The following is a 17,977-nucleotide window of genomic DNA, read 5'->3' as shown; positions in this document are numbered from 1 at the left end:
TTGGGGGCGGGCGGACAAGAAGCGGATTTAAAAGAAGCAGACTTGAAAAATGGAGGAAAAGTCAGTGTTGAAAAAGATGACAATGGTGCTGGCGGTCTCGGCCGCGGCGATGATTGCTACGGCTGGCGCCGGCATGGCGCAGACCAAGCTCAAATGGGCCCATGTCTACGAGACCTCGGAGCCCTTCCACACTGCTTCGGTCTGGGCCGCGCAGGAGATCGGCAAGCGCACCAACGGGCGCTATGCGATCGACGTCTATCCAGCGTCGCAGCTCGGCAAGGAGGCCGACATCAACCAGGGCCTTTCGCTCGGTTCGGTCGACATCATCATCTCCGGCTCGAGCTTCGCGGCCAAGAGCTTTCCGCCGATCGGCGTGACCTATTATCCCTACACCTTCCGCGATGCCGATCATCTGCTCGCCTACACCAAGAGCGACATCTTCAAGGAGCTCACCAAGGGTTATGAGGACAAGAGCGGCCACCACATCGTCGCGGTGACCTATTACGGCGTGCGCCAGACCTCGTCGAACAAGCCGATCAAGACCTGTGCCGACCTCAAGGGTCTGAAGATGCGCGTGCCCGATGTGCCAGCCTATCTCGCCATGCCGCGCGCCTGCGGCGCCAACACCGCGCCGATCGCGTTCGCCGAAGTCTATCTGGCGCTCCAGAACGGTACCGTCGAAGCCCAGGAGAATCCGCTCACCACGATCGAGGCCAAGAAGTTCTACGAGGTGCAGAAGCACATCGTGCTGACCGGCCACATCGTCGACCATCTCAACACGGTGGTGGCCGGTGCGCTTTGGAAGAAGCTCAGCGACGAGGACAAGAAGACCTTCACCGACGTCGCGCAGGAGGCCGCCGCCAAGGCGACCGCGGAGATCAAGCAGAACGAGGCCAAGCTGGTCGCCTTCTTCAAGGAGAAGGGCCTGACCGTCACCGAGGTCGACAAGAGCGAGTTCCGCGACACCGTGCTGAAGAACGTCGCGTTCGAGACCTTCGGCTACCGCAAGGCCGACTGGGAACGCATTCAGGCGGTGAAGTAATGACGTAGTCGCCATCCCGGAGCGGTCCGCAGGACCGAACCTCAGGTGTGCAATTGCGCACCTGAAAATCTCGAGGTTCCGGGTCTGGTGCTGACGCACCACCCCGGAACGACGTGATCAGTTTGAGGAGCACACCCATGTCCACCGCCGAAACGCACCGGCAGATCACCGCGGACGAGATCGCCCACACCTTCGAGGAAGAGGCGACGCCCAAGGTCGATCTCGGCATCTACGCTTTTGAGGACTGGGTCGCGCTGGCGATCTTCTGGGTGATGGCGCTCGCCGTCTTCCTCCAGTTCTTCACCCGTTACGTCCTCAACGACAGCTACGCCTGGACCGAGGAGATCGCGACCTACTGCCTGATCGGCGTGGTCTTCATCGGCTCCTCGATGTGCGTGCGGCTGTCGCGGCACATCCAGGTCGACCTGCTCTATCGCTATCTTCCGCACCTTGTGGCGCGCGCATTGTCGACAGTGATCGATCTGATCCGGATCGTCTTCTTCGGTTACGCCATCAAGCTGGTCTGGGTCTACATCCAGATCATCGGCGACGAATCCATGACCACCATCAATCTTCCCAAGGACTACGTCTATTACGCCGTGCTGGCGGGCTTCGTGCTGATGTTCGTCCGCTCGGTGCAAGTGGCCATACAACATTTGCGGCAGGGCTACTCGATCCTCGAACGTCCCGGCGCCTACGACGGCTTTGAAGGGTAATTCCATGTTGCTGTTGCTTGGAGGCTTCCTCATCCTCATGCTGCTCGGCGTTCCCGTGGCCATCGCCATGGCGGCGTCGTCGCTGCTCTACATCCTGGTCAGCGGCGTGACGCCCGACGTCACGCTGGCGCAGCGCATGATCGCCGGTATCGAGAGCTTTCCGCTGCTCGCCGTGCCGTTCTTCATCCTGGCCGGCAATCTGATGAACATCGCCGGCGTCACCGGGCGCATCTATAAATTCGCCGTCGCGCTGGTCGGCTGGATGCGCGGCGGCCTCGGCCACGTCAATATCATTGGCTCGGTGATCTTCTCCGGCATGTCTGGCACCGCGATCGCGGATGCCGCCGGTCTCGGTACCATCGAGATCAAGGCGATGAAGGACCACGGCTACTCCACGGAATTCTCCGTGGGCGTCACCGCGGCCTCCGCCACGCGCGGGCCGATCATCCCGCCGTCGCTGCCTTTCGTGATCTACGGCATGATGGCCAACGTCTCGATCGGCGCGCTGTTTCTGGGGGGCGTCATTCCAGGCGTCGTGCTGACGCTCCTGATGATGGCCACCGTCACCTACTTCGCGCACAAGAACAAATGGGGCAGCGATACGCCGTTCTCCTGGCCGCAATTGGGATCGGCGGGGCTCGAGATCCTCGTCGTATTGAGCTTCCCGATGGCTGTCTGGCTTCTGACGGTCGCCGGTCTCTCCACCAATTGGGCAGTTGGTCTCGGCCTGTTCGCGCTGCTCGCGATCGACTGGTACTTCGACTTCTCCGCGGTGATGGCGCTGATGGCGCCGGTGATCCTGATCGGCGGCATGACGCTCGGCTGGTTCACCCCAACGGAAGCCGCGGTCGCCGCCGTGATCTGGTCGCTGTTCCTCGGCCTGGTACGCTACCGCACCATGACGATGAAAACGGTCGCGAAAGCGACTTTCGACACCATCGAGACCACGGCTTCGGTGCTGTTCATCGTCACGGCAGCCTCGATCTTCGCCTGGCTGCTGACGGTGTCGCAGGCAGCCCAGATGCTGTCGGACTGGATGCTCAGCATCACCCACAACAAATGGGTGTTCCTGGCGCTCGCCAACGTCCTGATCCTGTTCGTCGGCTGCTTCATCGACACCACGGCGGCGATCACCATTCTGGTGCCGATCCTGTTGCCGATCGTGCTCAAGCTCGGCATCGACCCGATCCATTTCGGTCTGATCATGACGCTGAACCTGATGATCGGTCTGCTGCATCCGCCGCTCGGCATGGTGTTGTTCGTGCTCGCGCGCGTCGCAAAGCTCTCGGTCGAGCGCACGACGGTGGCGATCCTGCCGTGGCTGGTGCCGCTGATGGTTGCGCTGATCGCAATCACCTACATCCCCGAACTGACCCTCTGGCTGCCGAAATACATGGGACTTTCCAAATGACTTCAACTGCTCTCGCCGCAACCCTGTTTGGCCCCGAAGATCTGCGCATGGTCGAGCATCCGCTCGACAAGCTCGCTGAAGGCATGGTGCGCCTCCGTTTCGGCGCCGGCGGCATTTGCGGCTCGGACATGCATTATTTCCGCCATGCCCGCACCGGCGATTTCGTCGTGAAATCGCCGCTGGTGCTCGGTCACGAGATCTCCGGCGAGGTCGTGGAGATCGCGGGCTCCGCGGCGAACCTGAAGCTCGGCGACCGTGTCGCCGTCAACCCGTCGCGCTGGTGCGGCCATTGCGTCGCTTGCCGCGAAGGCCGGCAAAACCTCTGCGAGAATATCTACTTCATGGGCTCGGCCTCGAAGACACCGCACATGCAGGGCGGCTTTGCCAACTATTTCGACGCGATCCCGGCACAGTGCGTGAAGATTCCCGATCATGTGTCCTATCAGGCCGCGGCGCTCGCCGAACCGCTCGCGGTCTGCCTGCACGCCGTCGCGCGTGCCGGCAACATCGATGGCAAGCGCGGCATCATCTTCGGCGCCGGTCCAATCGGGCTTCTGACCATGCTCGCCGCGCGCCGCGCCGGCATGACCGACATCACGGTGGCCGACATCGCGCCGGCGCCGCTGGCCTTTGCGACCCGGCTCGGCGCCTCTCACGTCGAGAATGTCGCAGCCGGCGAGGAAGGCCTGAAGGCGCAGGCCGCCTCGCGCCCCTACGATGTCGCTTTCGAAGTCTCGGGCACGGCTGCAGGCCTTGCCAGTGCGATCGGTATCGTCAGGCGCGGCGGCGTTGTGGTGCAGATCGGCAATTTGCCGGGTGGCCAGATTCCGGTGCCGGCCAATGCGGTGATGGCCAAGGAGATCGACCTGCGCGGCTCGTTCCGCTTCGGGCTCGAGTTCATGACGGCGGTGGAGCTGATCGCGGACGGCAGCGTCGACGTGCTGTCGCTGGTCACCGCCGAGCGGCCGCTGTCCACCGCGCCGGACGCGCTGCGGCTGGCGCTCGACCGCTCGCAGAGCGTGAAGGTCGTGCTGACCGCGAACTGATCCGGGAGAATTCCTATGATGCTCGAGGGATGGCGCTGGTATGGGCCGGACGATCCGGTCTCGCTGGATGATGTCAGGCAGGCCGGCGCGAGCGACATCGTCTCGGCGCTGCATCAGGTGCCGATCGGCGAAGCCTGGACACGCAAGGCGGTCGAGGAGCGCAAAAACTTCATCGAGAGCGGCCAACCCGGGCGCTCGCGGCTGACCTGGTCGGTGGTGGAATCGATTCCGATCCCCGACGACGTCAAGCGTCTCGGGGCTAAAGCGACGCGCTCGATCGAGACATGGATCGCCAGCCTGGAGGCGGCTGCCGCGGCCGGCATCAAGATCATCTGCTACAACTTCATGCCCGTCGTGGATTGGTGCCGCACCGATCTCGAATGGGAGCTGCCGAACGGCGCCCGCGCCATGCGCTTCGATCAAGACCGTTTCGCGGCCTTCGAGCTGCACATCCTGAAGCGTCCCGCCGCCGTCCAGGAATACTCGCCCGAGCAGCAGGCCCGCGCGAAAAAACTGTTCGAGCAGATGAGCCAGGCAGATATCGACTATCTCGTCATGGTCATCGCCAGCGCGCTGCCGGGCTCGACCACCGAGCCGATGACCATCCCGCAATTCCGCGATCGGCTCGAAACATATCGCGACGTCACGCCAAAAATCCTGCGGCAGCATCTCGCCGAGTTTTTGGGCCGCGTCACCCCCGTCGCCGAGCAGCTCGGGGTCTCATTGACGCTGCATCCGGACGACCCGCCGCGCCCGCTGTTCGGTCTGCCGCGCGTCGCGTCCAGCGCCGATGACTATCAGGCGTTGTTCGATGCGGTGCCGTCAAAGGCGAATGGTATCTGCCTGTGCACGGGGTCGCTTGGCGTGCGCGCCGAGAACAATCTTCCCGCGATGGCCGAACGCTTCGGCTCGCGCATTGCCTTTGCGCATCTGCGCGCGACCAAGCGCGAGGCGGATGGCCTGTCCTTCTACGAGTCCGATCATCTCGACGGTGACGTCGACATGGTCTCGGTGCTGAAGGCGCTGCTGAAGGAGAACGCGCGGCGTTCGCCCGGCCAGAAAATTGTGTTCCGGCCCGACCACGGCCATCGCATGCTCGACGATCTCGCGGCCACCAAGCGCACCAATCCGGGCTACACCGCGATTGGCCGCCTCCGCGGCCTGGCCGAGCTCCGCGGCGCGATCCGCGCGATCGAGCATCGATAGAGGCCAAAACTTTATCCATACCGTCATTGCGAGCGTAGCGAACCAAACCAGAATTCCTCCGCGGAAGGACTCTGGATTGGTTCGCGACGCTCGCAATGACGCGGGGGGAGAGGTGCCTCGTCTCAACCTTGTCCCCTTAGGCGCAAAGGCAGAATACGTCACGGGCACGCGCACAGATTGTCAAAATTCCAGCCATATGCGAAGGTAGCGTCATTCCGATTTCGATCGACGCATTGCAGCAATAAGCCATTTAGGAGCTTGATGTGAGCATTCTGGTCGAACTTCCTCCCGATCAATATGACCGACGGGCATTTGCAAAATTCAACGAGACATCAACCGGCTTTGATCTCGACATCGCTCGCGCGATGATGTGGATGTCGCAACTCGCCTACGAGACCCATGTGCCGGACACGATCAACAGGGTCTCTCCTTTCTGGGATCTGTCCGGCGTCAAGTTGCTGAGCCAGCCGGCGCATTCGACGCTGCCGCTGACCGACACGCGCGGTATCATCGCGAGCAAGGGCGACGCAACCATTGTCGCATTCGCCGGCACCGACCCGCTTCATCTCCTGAACTGGGTCAGCGATTTCACGCTTGGCCGACCGAAGGCGCCCGTGCACCAGGGGTTCGTCGATGCGGCGGCGGCCGTGTGGGACGACGTGAAGAGCGCACTGGCGGCAGCGCTGGCGCGCAAATCACCGATCTTCATCACTGGGCACAGCCTCGGCGCCGCGATCGCGGTGGCAACGGCGGACTTGGCGCGGGAGCAGCTCCAGCTCGCGGATGCGCAGATCTATCTTTACGGTTGTCCGCGCGTGGGCCGCGACGATTTCGTCGCCCTCTACAGCGGTACGCTCGGCAGGACGACCTATCGTCTCGTGCACGGCACCGACATCGTCCCGACCGTGCCTCCGCCCGGGCTTGGCTTTCATCACGTCGGCCGTTATCTCGCCTGTGCACGCGGCGCCAAATTCAGCGCCAGCCAGCTCATGACGAATGTTGGTTCGGATGAGCCAATGGCGAATGCTGGAATTGGTGAGCAGGTCCGCAATCTCCTCAGCGGCGTATCCGAGAACACGCGGACGGATGTCGTCGGCAGGCTCACGGTGCTGCTGCCGGCAGGGATCGGCGATCACCTGCCCGATCGTTACTGTGCCGCGCTGACACCCGCCTAGACTCCGGTTTTGATGCGTTTTCTTCACGTGAACCGGTCCACTTCGCCCGAAAACGCTCTAGTAGCAAGCCGCCATCGCGCCGAGCTTCGGATAGAGCCGGTCGATCGCGGCGATCTCGCTTTTCATCTGCGCGGTGATCCAGTCGCGGATCTCGGCGGCGATCGGACGCATCGGCCGGTTGCGCGGTGGCAGGAATTCGCAGATGCGGCGTGTGGTGGTGAGCGTGTCGGAGGCCGGCACCAGCGCGCCGGTCAACAGCCAGTGCGAGGCGACCGTCAGCCAACCGAGCGCGATGCCCTGGCCGAGCAGGGCGGCCTGCATCACGACGGCATAGTCCGTGAAGCTCAGCGCCTTTGCCACACCGCGGCGCCCGGTGAGAAGCGATGCGTAATCCGCGGCCCAGTCGCCCGGCGTCTCGGCGAGCCGAATGATGGTGTTGCCTTCGGCGGGATCGGTTTCGCCGAGATAGGCAGGGCTGCACATCGGCAGCATGACCTCCTTCATCACCAGCGTGCCGCCGGATGACGGCTCCTCGCGATCGCGGAAGCGCATGCCGAGGTCGACATTCTCCACCGGTCCGCGCAGCGCGCCGGAGATCAGCTGAAAGCGCAAATCGACTTGAGGAAATTGCTTCTGCAGCTTGTCGATGCGCGGCATCAGCCAATGCGTGGTGAAGGCGGAGGAGACCGACAGTGTCACCGTCTCGGTGCCCTTCCGGCGCCGCTCGATCTCGACCAGCCCGCTTTCGATGCTGCGAAAGCCTTCGAGCACGCGGCGATACAAGAGTTCGCCTTCCTCAGTGAGCACCGCGCGTCCCGCCTTGCGGTCGAATAGGCGAACGCCGAGATGGTCCTCGAACTGACCCAGCATCCGGCTCACCGCAGGCTGGGTGACGTTCAGTTCGGCGGCCGCCGCCGTGAAGCTGCCATTGCGCGCCGCTGCGTCGAAGACGAACAGGGCGTTACTTGAGGGCAGCATCCGGCGCAGCTCTGGCATAACACCATGTTATGACCCAGGTGAGAATTTGGCAATTGCCGAGTTTTGCCAAGTCTGGTGTCATTGGCGTCATAGCCAAAAGACAGGGCCTGCGAGCGAAGATGTTGGTGCGGTGCACGCTTCGACCAGGAGTGCTCAAATTCCTGTCTATAAAGCAGGCTTATGGCGCGCAGTGAAGCACGCCGGCTCAGGACATGGCGAGGTCGATCGTTGGACAAACGAGCGGAAAGCGTCGAGATCAGATCCGCGAGCAAGGCCTATGGTGCCGTTCGCGCCCTCGACGACGTGTCCCTCAATGTCGCCGCCGGCGAGTTCGTCTCCCTGCTCGGCCCCTCCGGCTCCGGCAAGACGACGTTGCTCGGCATCCTCGGCGGCTTCATCCTGCCATCGAGCGGAACGATCTTGTTCGGCGGCCGCGACGTCACCTGGATGCCGCCGCACAAGCGCGACATCGGCGTCGTGTTCCAGAACTACGCGCTGTTCCCGCATATGAGCGTCGGCGAGAATGTTGCCTTTCCCTTGCGCGCGCGACGGCTGCCGAAGGCGGCCTGGCCGGATAAGGTGCGCGCGGCGCTTTCGATGGTCGGTCTTGCCGGCTACGAAGAGCGCGGTATCGCGCAACTCTCCGGCGGCCAGCGCCAGCGCGTGGCGCTCGCACGCGCCATGATCTTCGAGCCGCGGCTGATCCTGATGGACGAACCGCTGTCCGCGCTCGACAAGCAACTGCGCGAATCCATGCAGATCGAGCTGCGCGCGCTGCACAAGCGCATCGGCGCCACCATCATCTACGTCACCCACGATCAGCGCGAAGCGCTGACCATGAGCGACCGCGTCGCCGTGATGAAGGACGGCAGGCTGATCCAGATCGACGCGCCCGAGCGCCTGCACGATCATCCCGCGGATTCCTTCGTCGCGAGTTTCATTGGCGAGGCCACGATGCTTCCCGTGCGACGCGTCGATGCCTCCGGCGTTGCGCTCGGCAATGTGCTTCTGCGCAGCGCCCGCGCCATTCCCGACGGGGACGCGCTGATGCTCGCCGTGCACAGCGAAAAACTGCTGATCGACGATGGTGCGCCGGACACCGCCTGCAATCGGCTCACCGGCACGGTCACCGACATCGTCTATCAGGGCGAGAGCCTGCGCATCTTCCTGGCGCTCGCCGATGGCATCGTGCTCAGCCTGCGCCAGGCGAGCTATCACCAGGCCTACAGCCGCATCCCGCCGCTGGGCGGCAGCCTTACCGTGACCCTTCACCCCGAGGACACCATCGTCGTGCCCAGGGTGAGGGACTGAACCCAAGCCTTGTCCAACCGAGAGAAGAAGCCAAAAATGTCGTCAGCAGCCTCGTTCAGCAATTTCAAGGTTCTCACCTTCGACGTCGTCGGCACCTTGATCGATTTCGAGACCGGCGTGCTCTCCGCGGTGCGCCGGATCTCGGGCAAGTCGCCGGCCGAGCTCAGCGACGACAAGATCTTCGAATCCTACAAGCGCGGTCGCGACAAGCACCACGAGCGTTCGAGCGAGGTGATGTTCCATGTCTATCGCTATCTTGCCAAGGAACTCGGGCTGCAGGCCGATGACGCCTCCTGCGACGTGTTCCAGCTCGCGGTGCTGCGCTGGGGACCGTTCCCAGACTCGGTCGAGGCTCTGAAGCGCCTGAGAACCAAATTCCGCCTGGTCGCGATGACCAATGCCGACCGCGTCGCGCTGTCCTGTTACGCGCACGCGCTCGGCAATCCCTTCGACGATACCGTTTGCGCCGACGAGACTGGCGTTGCGAAACCCGATCCGGAGTTTTTCGCCTACAACAAGGGCCGCCAGTCCGCTTTCGGCTACAAGCAGTCCGATATCCTTCACGTCGCGCAGAGCCAGTATCACGACATCGGGATTGCGCGGAAACTCGGCTACAAGGTGTGCTGGATCGAGCGCCGCCAGGGCATGGCCGGTTTCGGAGGCACACCGGCCGTGGAGACGCTGACCAAGCCGGACTTCCATTTTCCGACGTTGAAGGCGCTTGCCGATGCGGCCATCGGGCCGGCGGCGTAAGGCATGAGCGGTGGCATGACACGGGACTGGAACGCGCTGCCGTCGGCCAACTCGCTGTGGGCCGCCACGGCCGAGCCGGCGCGCGAGTTTCCGGTCGTGTCAGGCGAGCACCAGGCGGATGTGGTGATCATCGGTGCGGGCTACACGGGCCTGTCTGCTGCGCACCACATCGCCAAAAGCGGTTTGTCGCCGATCGTACTTGAGGCCAACCGCCCGGGCTGGGGCGCGAGTGGACGCAATGGCGGCGTGATCACCGCAAAGTTCCGCCTCTCGTTCCGCGAGATCGACGCCGTGCACGGCCGCGCCATGGCGCAGCGCATGTACGGGATCGCGCATGAATCCACTGATATCGTCGAGGAGCTGGTCTCCGAATTTGGCATCACCAGTGCCGCGTTGACGCGCACCGGCCAGGTCAAGGCCGCTCACAACGAGACGACCCTGAAGGCCGCGATCGACGAGGCCAACTGGATGAAGCGCGAGATGGGGGATGCGGAGGTCCGCATCCTCGACAAGGGGCAAGTGCGCGACGAGACTGGCTCCGACATCTTCGTCGGCGGCGTGCTCAATCCCGGCTCCGGCGGCATCCATCCGCTGAATTATCTGCGCGGCCTTGCCGATGGCGTGGCGCGCCGCGGCATCCCGATTTTCCAGGAGTCGCCGGTCGTAAGGCTCCGCCGCGACAACAGCGGCATCGTCGCTGAAACGCCGCAAGGCGCAGTGCGGGCAAAGCAGGCGATCATCGCCACCAACAGCTATTCCGACCTCACCGGCGCGACGACGAACATGCAGCGCACGCTGATCCCGTTCCGAAGCGCCATCATCGCGACCGACAGGCTGCCGCGCAACCTCGCGGGAAGCCTGATGCCGACCGGGCGCACCTACACCGAGACCAAGCGCATGATGCGCTGGTTCCGCATGGTCGACAATCGTGTGATTTTTGGCGGCCGCGGCGCGTTCGGCAAGCAGGATTCGGAAACCGCTTTCGACGCGTTGCGCAAGGCGATGGTCGGAATCTTTCCCGACCTTGCCGACGTCCCGCTCGCCTACAAATGGTCGGGCCTGGTCGGGATGACGTTGGACTCCGTGCCGCATATCGGCCGGCTCGACGACCGCACGCTGTTCTCGATGGGCTACAACGGCGCGGGCGTGGCGATGTCGAGCCTGATGGGCCGCTATCTCGCCGCTTTCGTGCGCGGCGAGACGCCAGAGGTCGGGCTGCTCGACGCGAGGCGATTGAAAGCCATCCCGTTCTATCCGTTGCGCGAGCCCGCCGTGCGCATGGTCGCCGGCTGGTACCAGTTTCTCGATGCGATCGGACAGTGACATTTAATTAGTGACAGAGGAGGCGAGGATGACGACGAAACGAGATTTTCGATTTGGCTACGCTTTGTTGGGCGGATCGCTCGGAATGTTCGCAACAACCGGCATCGCCGCCGCTGCCGAACAGATCACCTTCGTCTCGCAAGGCGGCGCCTACCAGCAGGCGCAGACGGTGGCGATTCTCGATCCCACCGCCAAGAAGCTCGGCATCACCGTCAACCAGGACTCCATTCCCGATGCCTGGCCCGCAATCAAAACGCAAGTCGGCAGCGGCAAGCCGATCTGGGATGTCGTCGATACTCCGACCGGCAACTGCCTGCGTGGCGGCGAGCAGGGGCTGATCGAGAAGCTCGACTTCTCGAAGATCCCGAATGGCGCGGCGATGCCGGAGTCCTATCGCAGCCCCTATTCGGTTTCCTACGAGTTCTATTCCAGCGTACTGGCTTACAGCCAGAAGACGTTTCCGAAGGACGCGCCGAACAGCTGGGCCGATTTCTGGGACGTCAAGAAATTTCCCGGGCGCCGCGCACTGCGTAACCACCCGTTCGCGACGCTCGAGGCGGCCCTGATGGCCGACGGCGTCGCGCCCGACAAGCTCTATCCGCTCGACGTCGAGCGCGCCTTCAAGAAGCTGGAAGAGATCAAGCCGCACATCACGGTGTGGTGGACCTCCGGTGCGCAGTCGGCACAGCTTCTCAATGACGGCGAGGTCGACATGGAGATGGCCTGGAACGGCCGCGTCAGCGCAGTCGCGAAGGAAGGCGCCAAGGTCGCCTTCACCTACAACCAGGGCGTTTTGCAGAGCACCTCGCTCTGCATTCTCAAGGGCGCGCCGAATCTCGAGACGGCAGTCAAATTCCTCAACGAGGCCGTCGATCCCGTGCACCAGGCCAATCTGCCGCTCAATATCGATTACGGCCCGGGCAATCCCAAGGCGTTCGATACCGGCGTGATCAAGCCGGAGCGCGCCGCGCAATTGCCAAGCGAGCCGGCCAATGCGGCCAAGCAGGCCCTGATGTCCTACGCCTGGTGGTCCTCGCCGGCGGGCGAAGCCACCGAGAAGCGTTGGGCGTCGTTCATGCAGAAGTAGGCGAAGCGAGGCCGCGTCGATGACATCCGTGCCGGATCCCTCCCAAAAGCATCAGCGTCGCGAACACGGCCTGATGCTGGCATTGGTGTCGCCGGCGCTGCTGGTGATCTTGGCTCTGATCGTGCTGCCGGTCGGCTGGCTCGCCTGGCAGTCGATCTACCATGACGGCTTCACGCTGGAGAATTATCGCCGCGTCTTCACCGAAGACATCTACTGGCGCAGCTTTGCGCTGACCTTCGAGATCAGCCTCGTGGTCACGGGAATCGCGCTGCTGCTTGGCTATCCCGTGGCCTACCTCGCCAACTCGGTGCCGAAAGGATGGAGCATTCTCATCCTGTCGCTGGTCGTGCTGCCGTTCTGGACCAGTGTGCTGGTGCGCGCTTATGCCTGGCTGGCGCTGCTCCAGCGCACCGGTGTGATCAACCAGCTTTTGCGTTATCTCGAGGTGACGAGCGAACCGCTCGCGCTGGTGCACAACACCTTCGGCACGGTGGTTGCGACGGTACACATCCTCTTGCCGTTCATGGTGCTGCCGCTCTACGCCACCATGCAGAAGATCCCGTCCGACCTCATGCAGGCCGGCGCCAGCCTGGGAGCGAGCCCGTCGCTCACCTTCGTCCGCGTCTTCCTGCCGCTGTCTCTGCCGGGCGTGCTGGCAGGCTGCACCATGGTGTTCGTGCTCTGCCTCGGTTTTTACATCACGCCGGAACTGCTCGGCGGCGGCCGCACGGTGATGGTGTCGATGCTGGTGAGCCGCAATGTCGAGCTATACAACCAGTTCGGCGCGGCGAGCGCAGTCGCCGTCGTGCTGCTCTTAAGCGTGCTCGCGATCTTCTTCGTCGTCAGCCGCTTCATCTCGCTCGATCGCATATTGGGGCAGAAATGACGCGATTGTCACCCGCCCGGATCGCCCTCTATGTGATCAGCGCGCTGGTGCTGATCTACCTGATCCTGCCGGTGCTGATCATCGCGCCGATCTCCTTCTCCAGCGCGCGTTTTCTGACCTTTCCGCCACCGTCGTTCTCGCTGCGCTGGTATCAGCAGTATTTCTCCAACGCGGCCTGGATGCAGGCGACGCGGGTAACGCTGACGGTCGCGCTCCTTACCGTGCTTATCGCAACGCCGCTCGGCGTCTCCGCCGCCTATGCCATCAGCCAGTCGAAGCTGCGGATCATGCGGCTGATCCACATGATGCTGCTGTTGCCGCTGGTGGTGCCGATCATCATCACTGCGGTGGGGATCTTCTTCCTCTATGCCAAAATCGGCTTGGTCGCGACGCTGCCGGGCCTGGTGCTCGCCAATGTGATGCTGGGGCTGCCTTACGTGATCATTTCGGTGCTGGCGGGCTTGCAGAGTTTCGATCCGGCGCAGGAGATGGTCGCACGCAGCCTCGGCATGAATCGCCTGCGTAGCTTCTTCGCGGTGACCTTGCCGCAGATCAAGTCCAGCGTGGTCGCAGGCGGCATCTTCGCCTTCATCTCGGCGATGGACGAGACCATCGTCGCGCTTTTCATCTCCGGCGGCCAGTATCAGCCGCTGACCAAGCGCATGTTCACCGCCCTCCGCGACGAGATCGACCCGACCATCGCCGCCATCTCGACGCTGATGACGGCGGCCTCCTTCGTGCTGGTACTGCTGGCGAGCGCGCGGCAGAAAAAGGGCGGGTGATTTTTGTTCATCGTCCTGGCGAAAGCCAGGACCCATTACCCCCAAGAAGATCTTGCTGCGCGAGCTGGCAATCCCGAATCTTCGCCAAACTGCGTTTGGTGGTTATGGGTCCTGGCCTTCGCCAGGACGACACCGAACGCTTGGCACGAACCTCGCCGTCTCACGCTTTCGCCGCCAGCCACGCCAAAATCATCTCCACGATCTGTGCCCTGCTGTTTGCCGGCACGTCGGCCTCGCTGAGGTCGCGGTCGAATAGGGCACCGATCTGGTTCGGCCAGGTCGTCAACGAAGGCGTCGAAGCTCGCCACCTCTCGTCCGGCAAGCGGCTGCGACATGGGCTGCAGTGCAACCAGCAGGGGCGGGCATGACGCCTGCGCAGGGTGCGAGGAGCCTTTCGATCTTGCGCGCCCTGTCGGCCTGTCCTACGCCAGCTCCGAGCAAAATTTCGCGAAGCTGCGAAACGCATCGCCAAAGCCTTGAGGGAGCCGTCATGACCATTCGCAACGCCCGCACCGGGGGCCAGATCCTGATCGATCAGCTCGTCGCCCAGGGCGTCGAGCGCGTCACCTGCGTGCCGGGCGAGAGCTATCTGGCGGCGCTGGACGCGCTGCACGACAGCCCGATCGACGTCATGATCTGCCGCGCCGAAGGCGGTGCGGCGATGATGGCAGAAGCCTATGGCAAGCTCACCGGGCGTCCCGGCATCTGCTTCGTCACCCGCGGCCCCGGCGCCACCAATGCGAGCCACGGCGTCCACATCGCGATGCAGGATTCCACGCCGATGATCCTGTTCGTCGGTCAGGTCGACACCGGCATGCGCGAGCGCGAGGCGTTTCAGGAACTCGACTACAAGGCGGTGTTCGGCACCATGGCGAAATGGGCGGTCGAGATCGATCGTCCCGACCGGATTCCGGAGTTGGTCGCGCGCGCTTTCCGCGTCGCCATGCAGGGCCGTCCCGGTCCCGTGGTGATCTCGCTGCCCGAGAACATGCTGACCGAGACCGCAGCCGTTGCGGACGCCATGCGCATCGAGCCGGCGGTGAGCTGGCCGGCGCCTGCCGATATCGATCGCGTCGGCGCCATGCTTGCGAGCGCCAAGGCGCCGCTCGTCATTCTTGGCGGCTCGCGCTGGACGGATGAAGCGACCCGGAGCATCGCGCGTTTTACCGAGCGGTTCGACCTGCCGGTCGCGACCTCGTTCCGCCGGGCCTCGCTGATCGACGCCGATCACTCGCATTATGCCGGCGATCTCGGCATCGGGCCGAGCCCGGGCCTGAAGGCGCGCATCGACCACGCCGACGTCATTTTGCTGATCGGCGGCCGCATGTCGGAAATGCCGTCCTCATCCTACACGCTGCTCGACATTCCGACCCCGCGGCAGAAACTGATCCACGTTCATCCCGGCTCGGAAGAGCTCGGCCGCATCTATCAGCCTGAGCTCGCGATCCAGGCCACGCCCGCCGCCTTCGCGGCCGCGGTCGAGACGCTGAAGCCGGCAGGCGCCGTTGCCTGGAAGGGCGAGGCCGCCAAGGCGCATGCCGACCATCTCGCCTGGACCGAAAAGGCGCGCGAGCTGCCGGGCACGTTCCAGTACGGCCAGGTCATGACCTGGCTGCGCGATCGCCTGCCCAAGGACGCGATCGTCTGCAACGGGGCCGGCAACTACGCCGGCTGGATCCATCGCCATCATCGCTTCCACAGCTTTGCCTCCCAGCTCGCGCCGACCTCGGGCTCGATGGGATATGGCGTGCCGGCGGCGGTGCTCGCGAAACGGCAATATCCGGATCGCACCGTTATCGCGTTCGCCGGCGACGGCTGCTTCCTGATGAACGGGCAGGAATTCGCGACTGCCGTGCAATACGATGCGCCGCTCGTCGTCATCATCGTCGACAATGCGCAATACGGCACCATCCGCATGCACCAGGAGCGCGACTATCCGGGACGCGTGGTCGGCACCCAGCTCAAGAACCCGGATTTTGCGATGTACGCAAAAGCGTTCGGCGGCCATGGCGAGCGCGTCGAGCGCACCGAAGAGTTCGCGCCGGCGTTCGAGCGTGCGCTCGCCTCGGGCAAGCCGTCGATCCTCCACTGCATCATCGATCCGCGCGCGATGTCGGTCGGCAAGGACTTCGCCCCTGCGGTGAAGGCTTAAGCGATGTCGGAGGGCCGCCACGTCGCCATCATCGGTGCCGGCGCGGTCGGCGTGATCAGCGCCATCGAGGCGCTGCGCGAGGGATATCGCGTCACGCTGATCGACGCCGGCGAGCCCGGTGGCGAACAGGCGGCGAGCTACGGCAATGCCGGCTGGCTCTCTTCGCATTCGGTAATCCCGCCGGCCGAGCCCGGTGTCTGGAAGAAGGTGCCGGGTTATCTGGTGGACCCGCTCGGGCCGCTCGCGATCCGCTGGTCTTATCTGCCGAAGGCGCTGCCCTGGCTGGTCAAATATCTGCTCTCGGGCTGGACCGAGGCGCGGGTCGAGACGACGGCCTTCGCGCTGCGCGGCCTCCTGAAGGACGCGCCGCAGTTGCACAGGAAGCTCGCGGAGGAGGCGGGCGTCCCTGAATTGATCGAGCGTAACGGCGTGATGCATGTCTTCCCGTCACGCGGCAATTTCGACAACGATCTCGGTTGGCGCGTGCGCAAGCGCGTCGGCGTCGAATGGCTTGAGCTTTCGTCCGACGAGATGCGTCAACGCGAGCCCGATTTGCATCCGCGCTACACTTTTGGCGTGGTGGTGGAGGAGGCCGGGCGCTGCCGCGATCCCGGTGCCTATGTCGCGGCGCTCGCGCAACATGCCCTGGCAAGCGGCGCCAAGCTCGTGCGGGCCAAGGCAATTGGGCTGAAGCTATCCGGCAACAAGCTCGTGGCTGTCCTGACCGAGACCGGCGAGATTGCGTGCGATGCCGCGGTGATTGCCGCCGGTGCGCATTCGAAGCGGCTCACGGCGTCCATCGGCGATCCGCTGCCGCTTGAGACCGAGCGCGGCTATCACGTCATGATCGAGAATCCGGAATCGGGGCCGCGCAGCTCGATGATGGCCTCGGATGCGAAGATGGTGGTGAACTGGACCGACAAGGGTTTGCGCGCCGCCGGCACGGTCGAGATCGCCGGCCTCGAGGCCGCACCGAACTGGAAGCGCGCCGAGATTTTGCGCGACAACCTCTTCAGCATGTTCCCGAAACTGCCGACGGACATTCCGGCTTCGCGCATCAAGACCTGGTTCGGCCATCGGCCGAGCATGCCGGACGGCCGGCCCTGCATCGGTTACGCGCGGGCCTCGCGCGACGTTGTCTATGCCTTCGGCCACGGCCATATCGGCCTGGTCGGCTCGGCTCGCACTGGTCGTCTCGTCGCCCAGCTTCTAAGCGGCAAGCCGCCGGAAATTCCGCTTGCACCGTTTTCGCCCGATCGTTTTCTCTGAGATCGCATCATGACCGCTCCAGCCAATTCGTCCCCCCGAATCGCCCGCGGCGGCAAGGCCATCTATGGAGCGCCGCTCGGCATCCTGATGCTGGAGGCGCGCTTCCCCCGCATTCCCGGCGACATGGGCAACGGCACCACCTGGCCTTTCCCTGTGCTCTATCGCGTGGTGAGCGGTGCCTCGCCGGAGAAGGTGGTGCTGAAGGGCGCCGCCGGTCTGCTGCCTGATTTCATCGATGCGGCGAAGGATCTGGTGCGGCTCGGGGCCGAAGCCATCACCACCAACTGCGGCTTCCTCTCGCTGTTCCAGAAAGAGATCGCAGCTGCGGTCGGCGTTCCCGTCGCGACCTCGTCACTGATGCAGGTGCCGTGGGTGCAGGCGACCTTGCCGCCGGGCAAGCGCGTCGGCCTCGTCACGGTCTCCGGTGCGTCCTTGACGCCGGCTCATCTCGCAGGCGCCGGCGTGCCGCTCGATACGCCGCTGGTCGGCACCGAGCATGGCAAGGAATTCTTCCGCGTCCTGATCAAAGCCGAGAAGGACGACATGGACATCGCGCAGGCCGAACGTGACGTGGTCGAGGCCGGCAAGGAGCTGATCGCCAGGAACCCGGATGTCGGCGCGATCGTGCTGGAATGCACCAACATGCCGCCTTATGCAGCGGCGCTTCAGGCCGAGGTCGGATTGCCCGTCTACGATATCTATTCCATGATCACCTGGTTTCATGCCGGGCTGCGGCCGCGCCAGTTTGGCTAGAGGTCGAGAAGTTGTCTATGACTCCTCTTCCTTCTCCCCGTGCGGGAGAAGGTGGCGCGAAGCGCCGGATGTGGATATCTCTCCGCC

The 17,977-nt window shown here is 63.9% G+C and carries 17 protein-coding genes; 15 read left to right on the top strand and 2 right to left on the bottom strand.

All coding sequences use genetic code 11. The features are described from left to right. The first annotated feature begins 82 nt into the window (after window positions 1-82). The 6 genes from IVB19_RS30250 to IVB19_RS30225 all read left to right on the top strand — a co-directional run bounded on the left by IVB19_RS30250 (window position 83) and on the right by IVB19_RS30225 (window position 6,596). The gene (locus tag IVB19_RS30250) at window positions 83-1,042 is read left to right on the top strand and encodes a sialic acid TRAP transporter substrate-binding protein SiaP (RefSeq protein WP_018453999.1); all 960 of its coding nucleotides are present in this window, start codon (window positions 83-85) and stop codon (window positions 1,040-1,042) included. A 137-nt stretch (window positions 1,043-1,179) separates the two neighbouring features. Then, window positions 1,180-1,758 (top strand): TRAP transporter small permease, encoded by a 579-nt coding sequence (locus tag IVB19_RS30245; protein ID WP_018454000.1) that lies wholly within the window; start codon window positions 1,180-1,182, stop codon window positions 1,756-1,758. 4 nt (window positions 1,759-1,762) lie between these two features. Then, window positions 1,763-3,169 carry a TRAP transporter large permease gene (locus IVB19_RS30240; protein ID WP_247820482.1) on the top strand — a complete coding sequence of 469 codons (1,407 nt, stop codon included), beginning with the start codon at window positions 1,763-1,765 and terminating at the stop codon, window positions 3,167-3,169. Continuing rightward, entirely contained in the window at window positions 3,166-4,215 is a 1,050-nt protein-coding gene (locus tag IVB19_RS30235; RefSeq protein ID WP_085351940.1) for an L-idonate 5-dehydrogenase, read from the top strand. Before IVB19_RS30240 ends, IVB19_RS30235 begins: the two co-directional genes overlap by 4 nt. Window positions 4,216-4,230: 15 nt before the next feature. Next, a complete protein-coding gene (gene uxuA, locus IVB19_RS30230; protein ID WP_247403017.1) occupies window positions 4,231-5,421 on the top strand; it encodes a mannonate dehydratase in 1,191 nt (396 codons plus the stop codon). 263 nt (window positions 5,422-5,684) lie between these two features. Further along, window positions 5,685-6,596 (top strand): lipase family protein, encoded by a 912-nt coding sequence (locus IVB19_RS30225; RefSeq protein ID WP_247370125.1) that lies wholly within the window; start codon window positions 5,685-5,687, stop codon window positions 6,594-6,596. A gap of 57 nt (window positions 6,597-6,653) precedes the next feature. On the opposite strand, the gene IVB19_RS30220 is transcribed toward IVB19_RS30225, so the two are convergent. Further along, window positions 6,654-7,592, bottom strand: a complete 939-nt coding sequence (locus IVB19_RS30220; protein WP_085361525.1) for a LysR family transcriptional regulator — start codon at window positions 7,590-7,592, stop codon at window positions 6,654-6,656. A gap of 210 nt (window positions 7,593-7,802) precedes the next feature. Here IVB19_RS30220 and IVB19_RS30215 point away from each other — a divergent pair, with 210 nt between their 5' ends. The 6 genes from IVB19_RS30215 to IVB19_RS30190 all read left to right on the top strand — a co-directional run bounded on the left by IVB19_RS30215 (window position 7,803) and on the right by IVB19_RS30190 (window position 13,716). After that, a complete protein-coding gene (locus tag IVB19_RS30215; protein WP_018454006.1) occupies window positions 7,803-8,885 on the top strand; it encodes an ABC transporter ATP-binding protein in 1,083 nt (360 codons plus the stop codon). 36 nt (window positions 8,886-8,921) lie between these two features. Next, window positions 8,922-9,638, top strand: coding sequence for an HAD family hydrolase (locus tag IVB19_RS30210; protein ID WP_018454007.1), 717 nt, complete (start codon window positions 8,922-8,924; stop codon window positions 9,636-9,638). 15 nt (window positions 9,639-9,653) lie between these two features. Next, a complete protein-coding gene (locus tag IVB19_RS30205) occupies window positions 9,654-10,961 on the top strand; it encodes an NAD(P)/FAD-dependent oxidoreductase (RefSeq protein ID WP_085385419.1) in 1,308 nt (435 codons plus the stop codon). A gap of 28 nt (window positions 10,962-10,989) precedes the next feature. Then, window positions 10,990-12,048 carry an ABC transporter substrate-binding protein gene (locus IVB19_RS30200; RefSeq protein ID WP_085361522.1) on the top strand — a complete coding sequence of 353 codons (1,059 nt, stop codon included), beginning with the start codon at window positions 10,990-10,992 and terminating at the stop codon, window positions 12,046-12,048. Between the two features lie 73 nt (window positions 12,049-12,121). Next, window positions 12,122-12,934 carry an ABC transporter permease gene (locus IVB19_RS30195; RefSeq protein ID WP_039798931.1) on the top strand — a complete coding sequence of 271 codons (813 nt, stop codon included), beginning with the start codon at window positions 12,122-12,124 and terminating at the stop codon, window positions 12,932-12,934. Continuing rightward, window positions 12,931-13,716, top strand: a complete 786-nt coding sequence (locus IVB19_RS30190; RefSeq protein WP_085361521.1) for an ABC transporter permease — start codon at window positions 12,931-12,933, stop codon at window positions 13,714-13,716. Before IVB19_RS30195 ends, IVB19_RS30190 begins: the two co-directional genes overlap by 4 nt. Window positions 13,717-13,876: 160 nt before the next feature. Here IVB19_RS30190 and IVB19_RS40285 read toward each other — a convergent pair whose 3' ends face one another. Continuing rightward, window positions 13,877-14,002, bottom strand: coding sequence for a hypothetical protein (locus IVB19_RS40285; protein ID WP_256464935.1), 126 nt, complete (start codon window positions 14,000-14,002; stop codon window positions 13,877-13,879). A 204-nt stretch (window positions 14,003-14,206) separates the two neighbouring features. Between IVB19_RS40285 and IVB19_RS30185 the strand changes: the two genes are divergently transcribed. The 3 genes from IVB19_RS30185 to IVB19_RS30175 are packed head-to-tail and all read left to right on the top strand — an operon-like array spanning window position 14,207 to window position 17,890. Next, complete coding sequence (locus tag IVB19_RS30185; protein WP_247820481.1) at window positions 14,207-15,868, top strand: thiamine pyrophosphate-binding protein; 1,662 nt, start codon at window positions 14,207-14,209, stop codon at window positions 15,866-15,868. A 3-nt stretch (window positions 15,869-15,871) separates the two neighbouring features. Then, window positions 15,872-17,137, top strand: coding sequence for an NAD(P)/FAD-dependent oxidoreductase (locus tag IVB19_RS30180; RefSeq protein WP_085361519.1), 1,266 nt, complete (start codon window positions 15,872-15,874; stop codon window positions 17,135-17,137). Between the two features lie 9 nt (window positions 17,138-17,146). Beyond that, a complete protein-coding gene (locus IVB19_RS30175) occupies window positions 17,147-17,890 on the top strand; it encodes an aspartate/glutamate racemase family protein (protein WP_247370131.1) in 744 nt (247 codons plus the stop codon). The last annotated feature ends 87 nt before the right edge of the window (window positions 17,891-17,977 follow it).

It is taken from the genome of Bradyrhizobium sp. 187 (assembly GCF_023101005.1).
GTDB classification, from domain to species: Bacteria; Pseudomonadota; Alphaproteobacteria; order Rhizobiales; family Xanthobacteraceae; genus Bradyrhizobium; species Bradyrhizobium canariense_D.
This window is presented reverse-complemented; position numbering and strand designations above follow the sequence as displayed.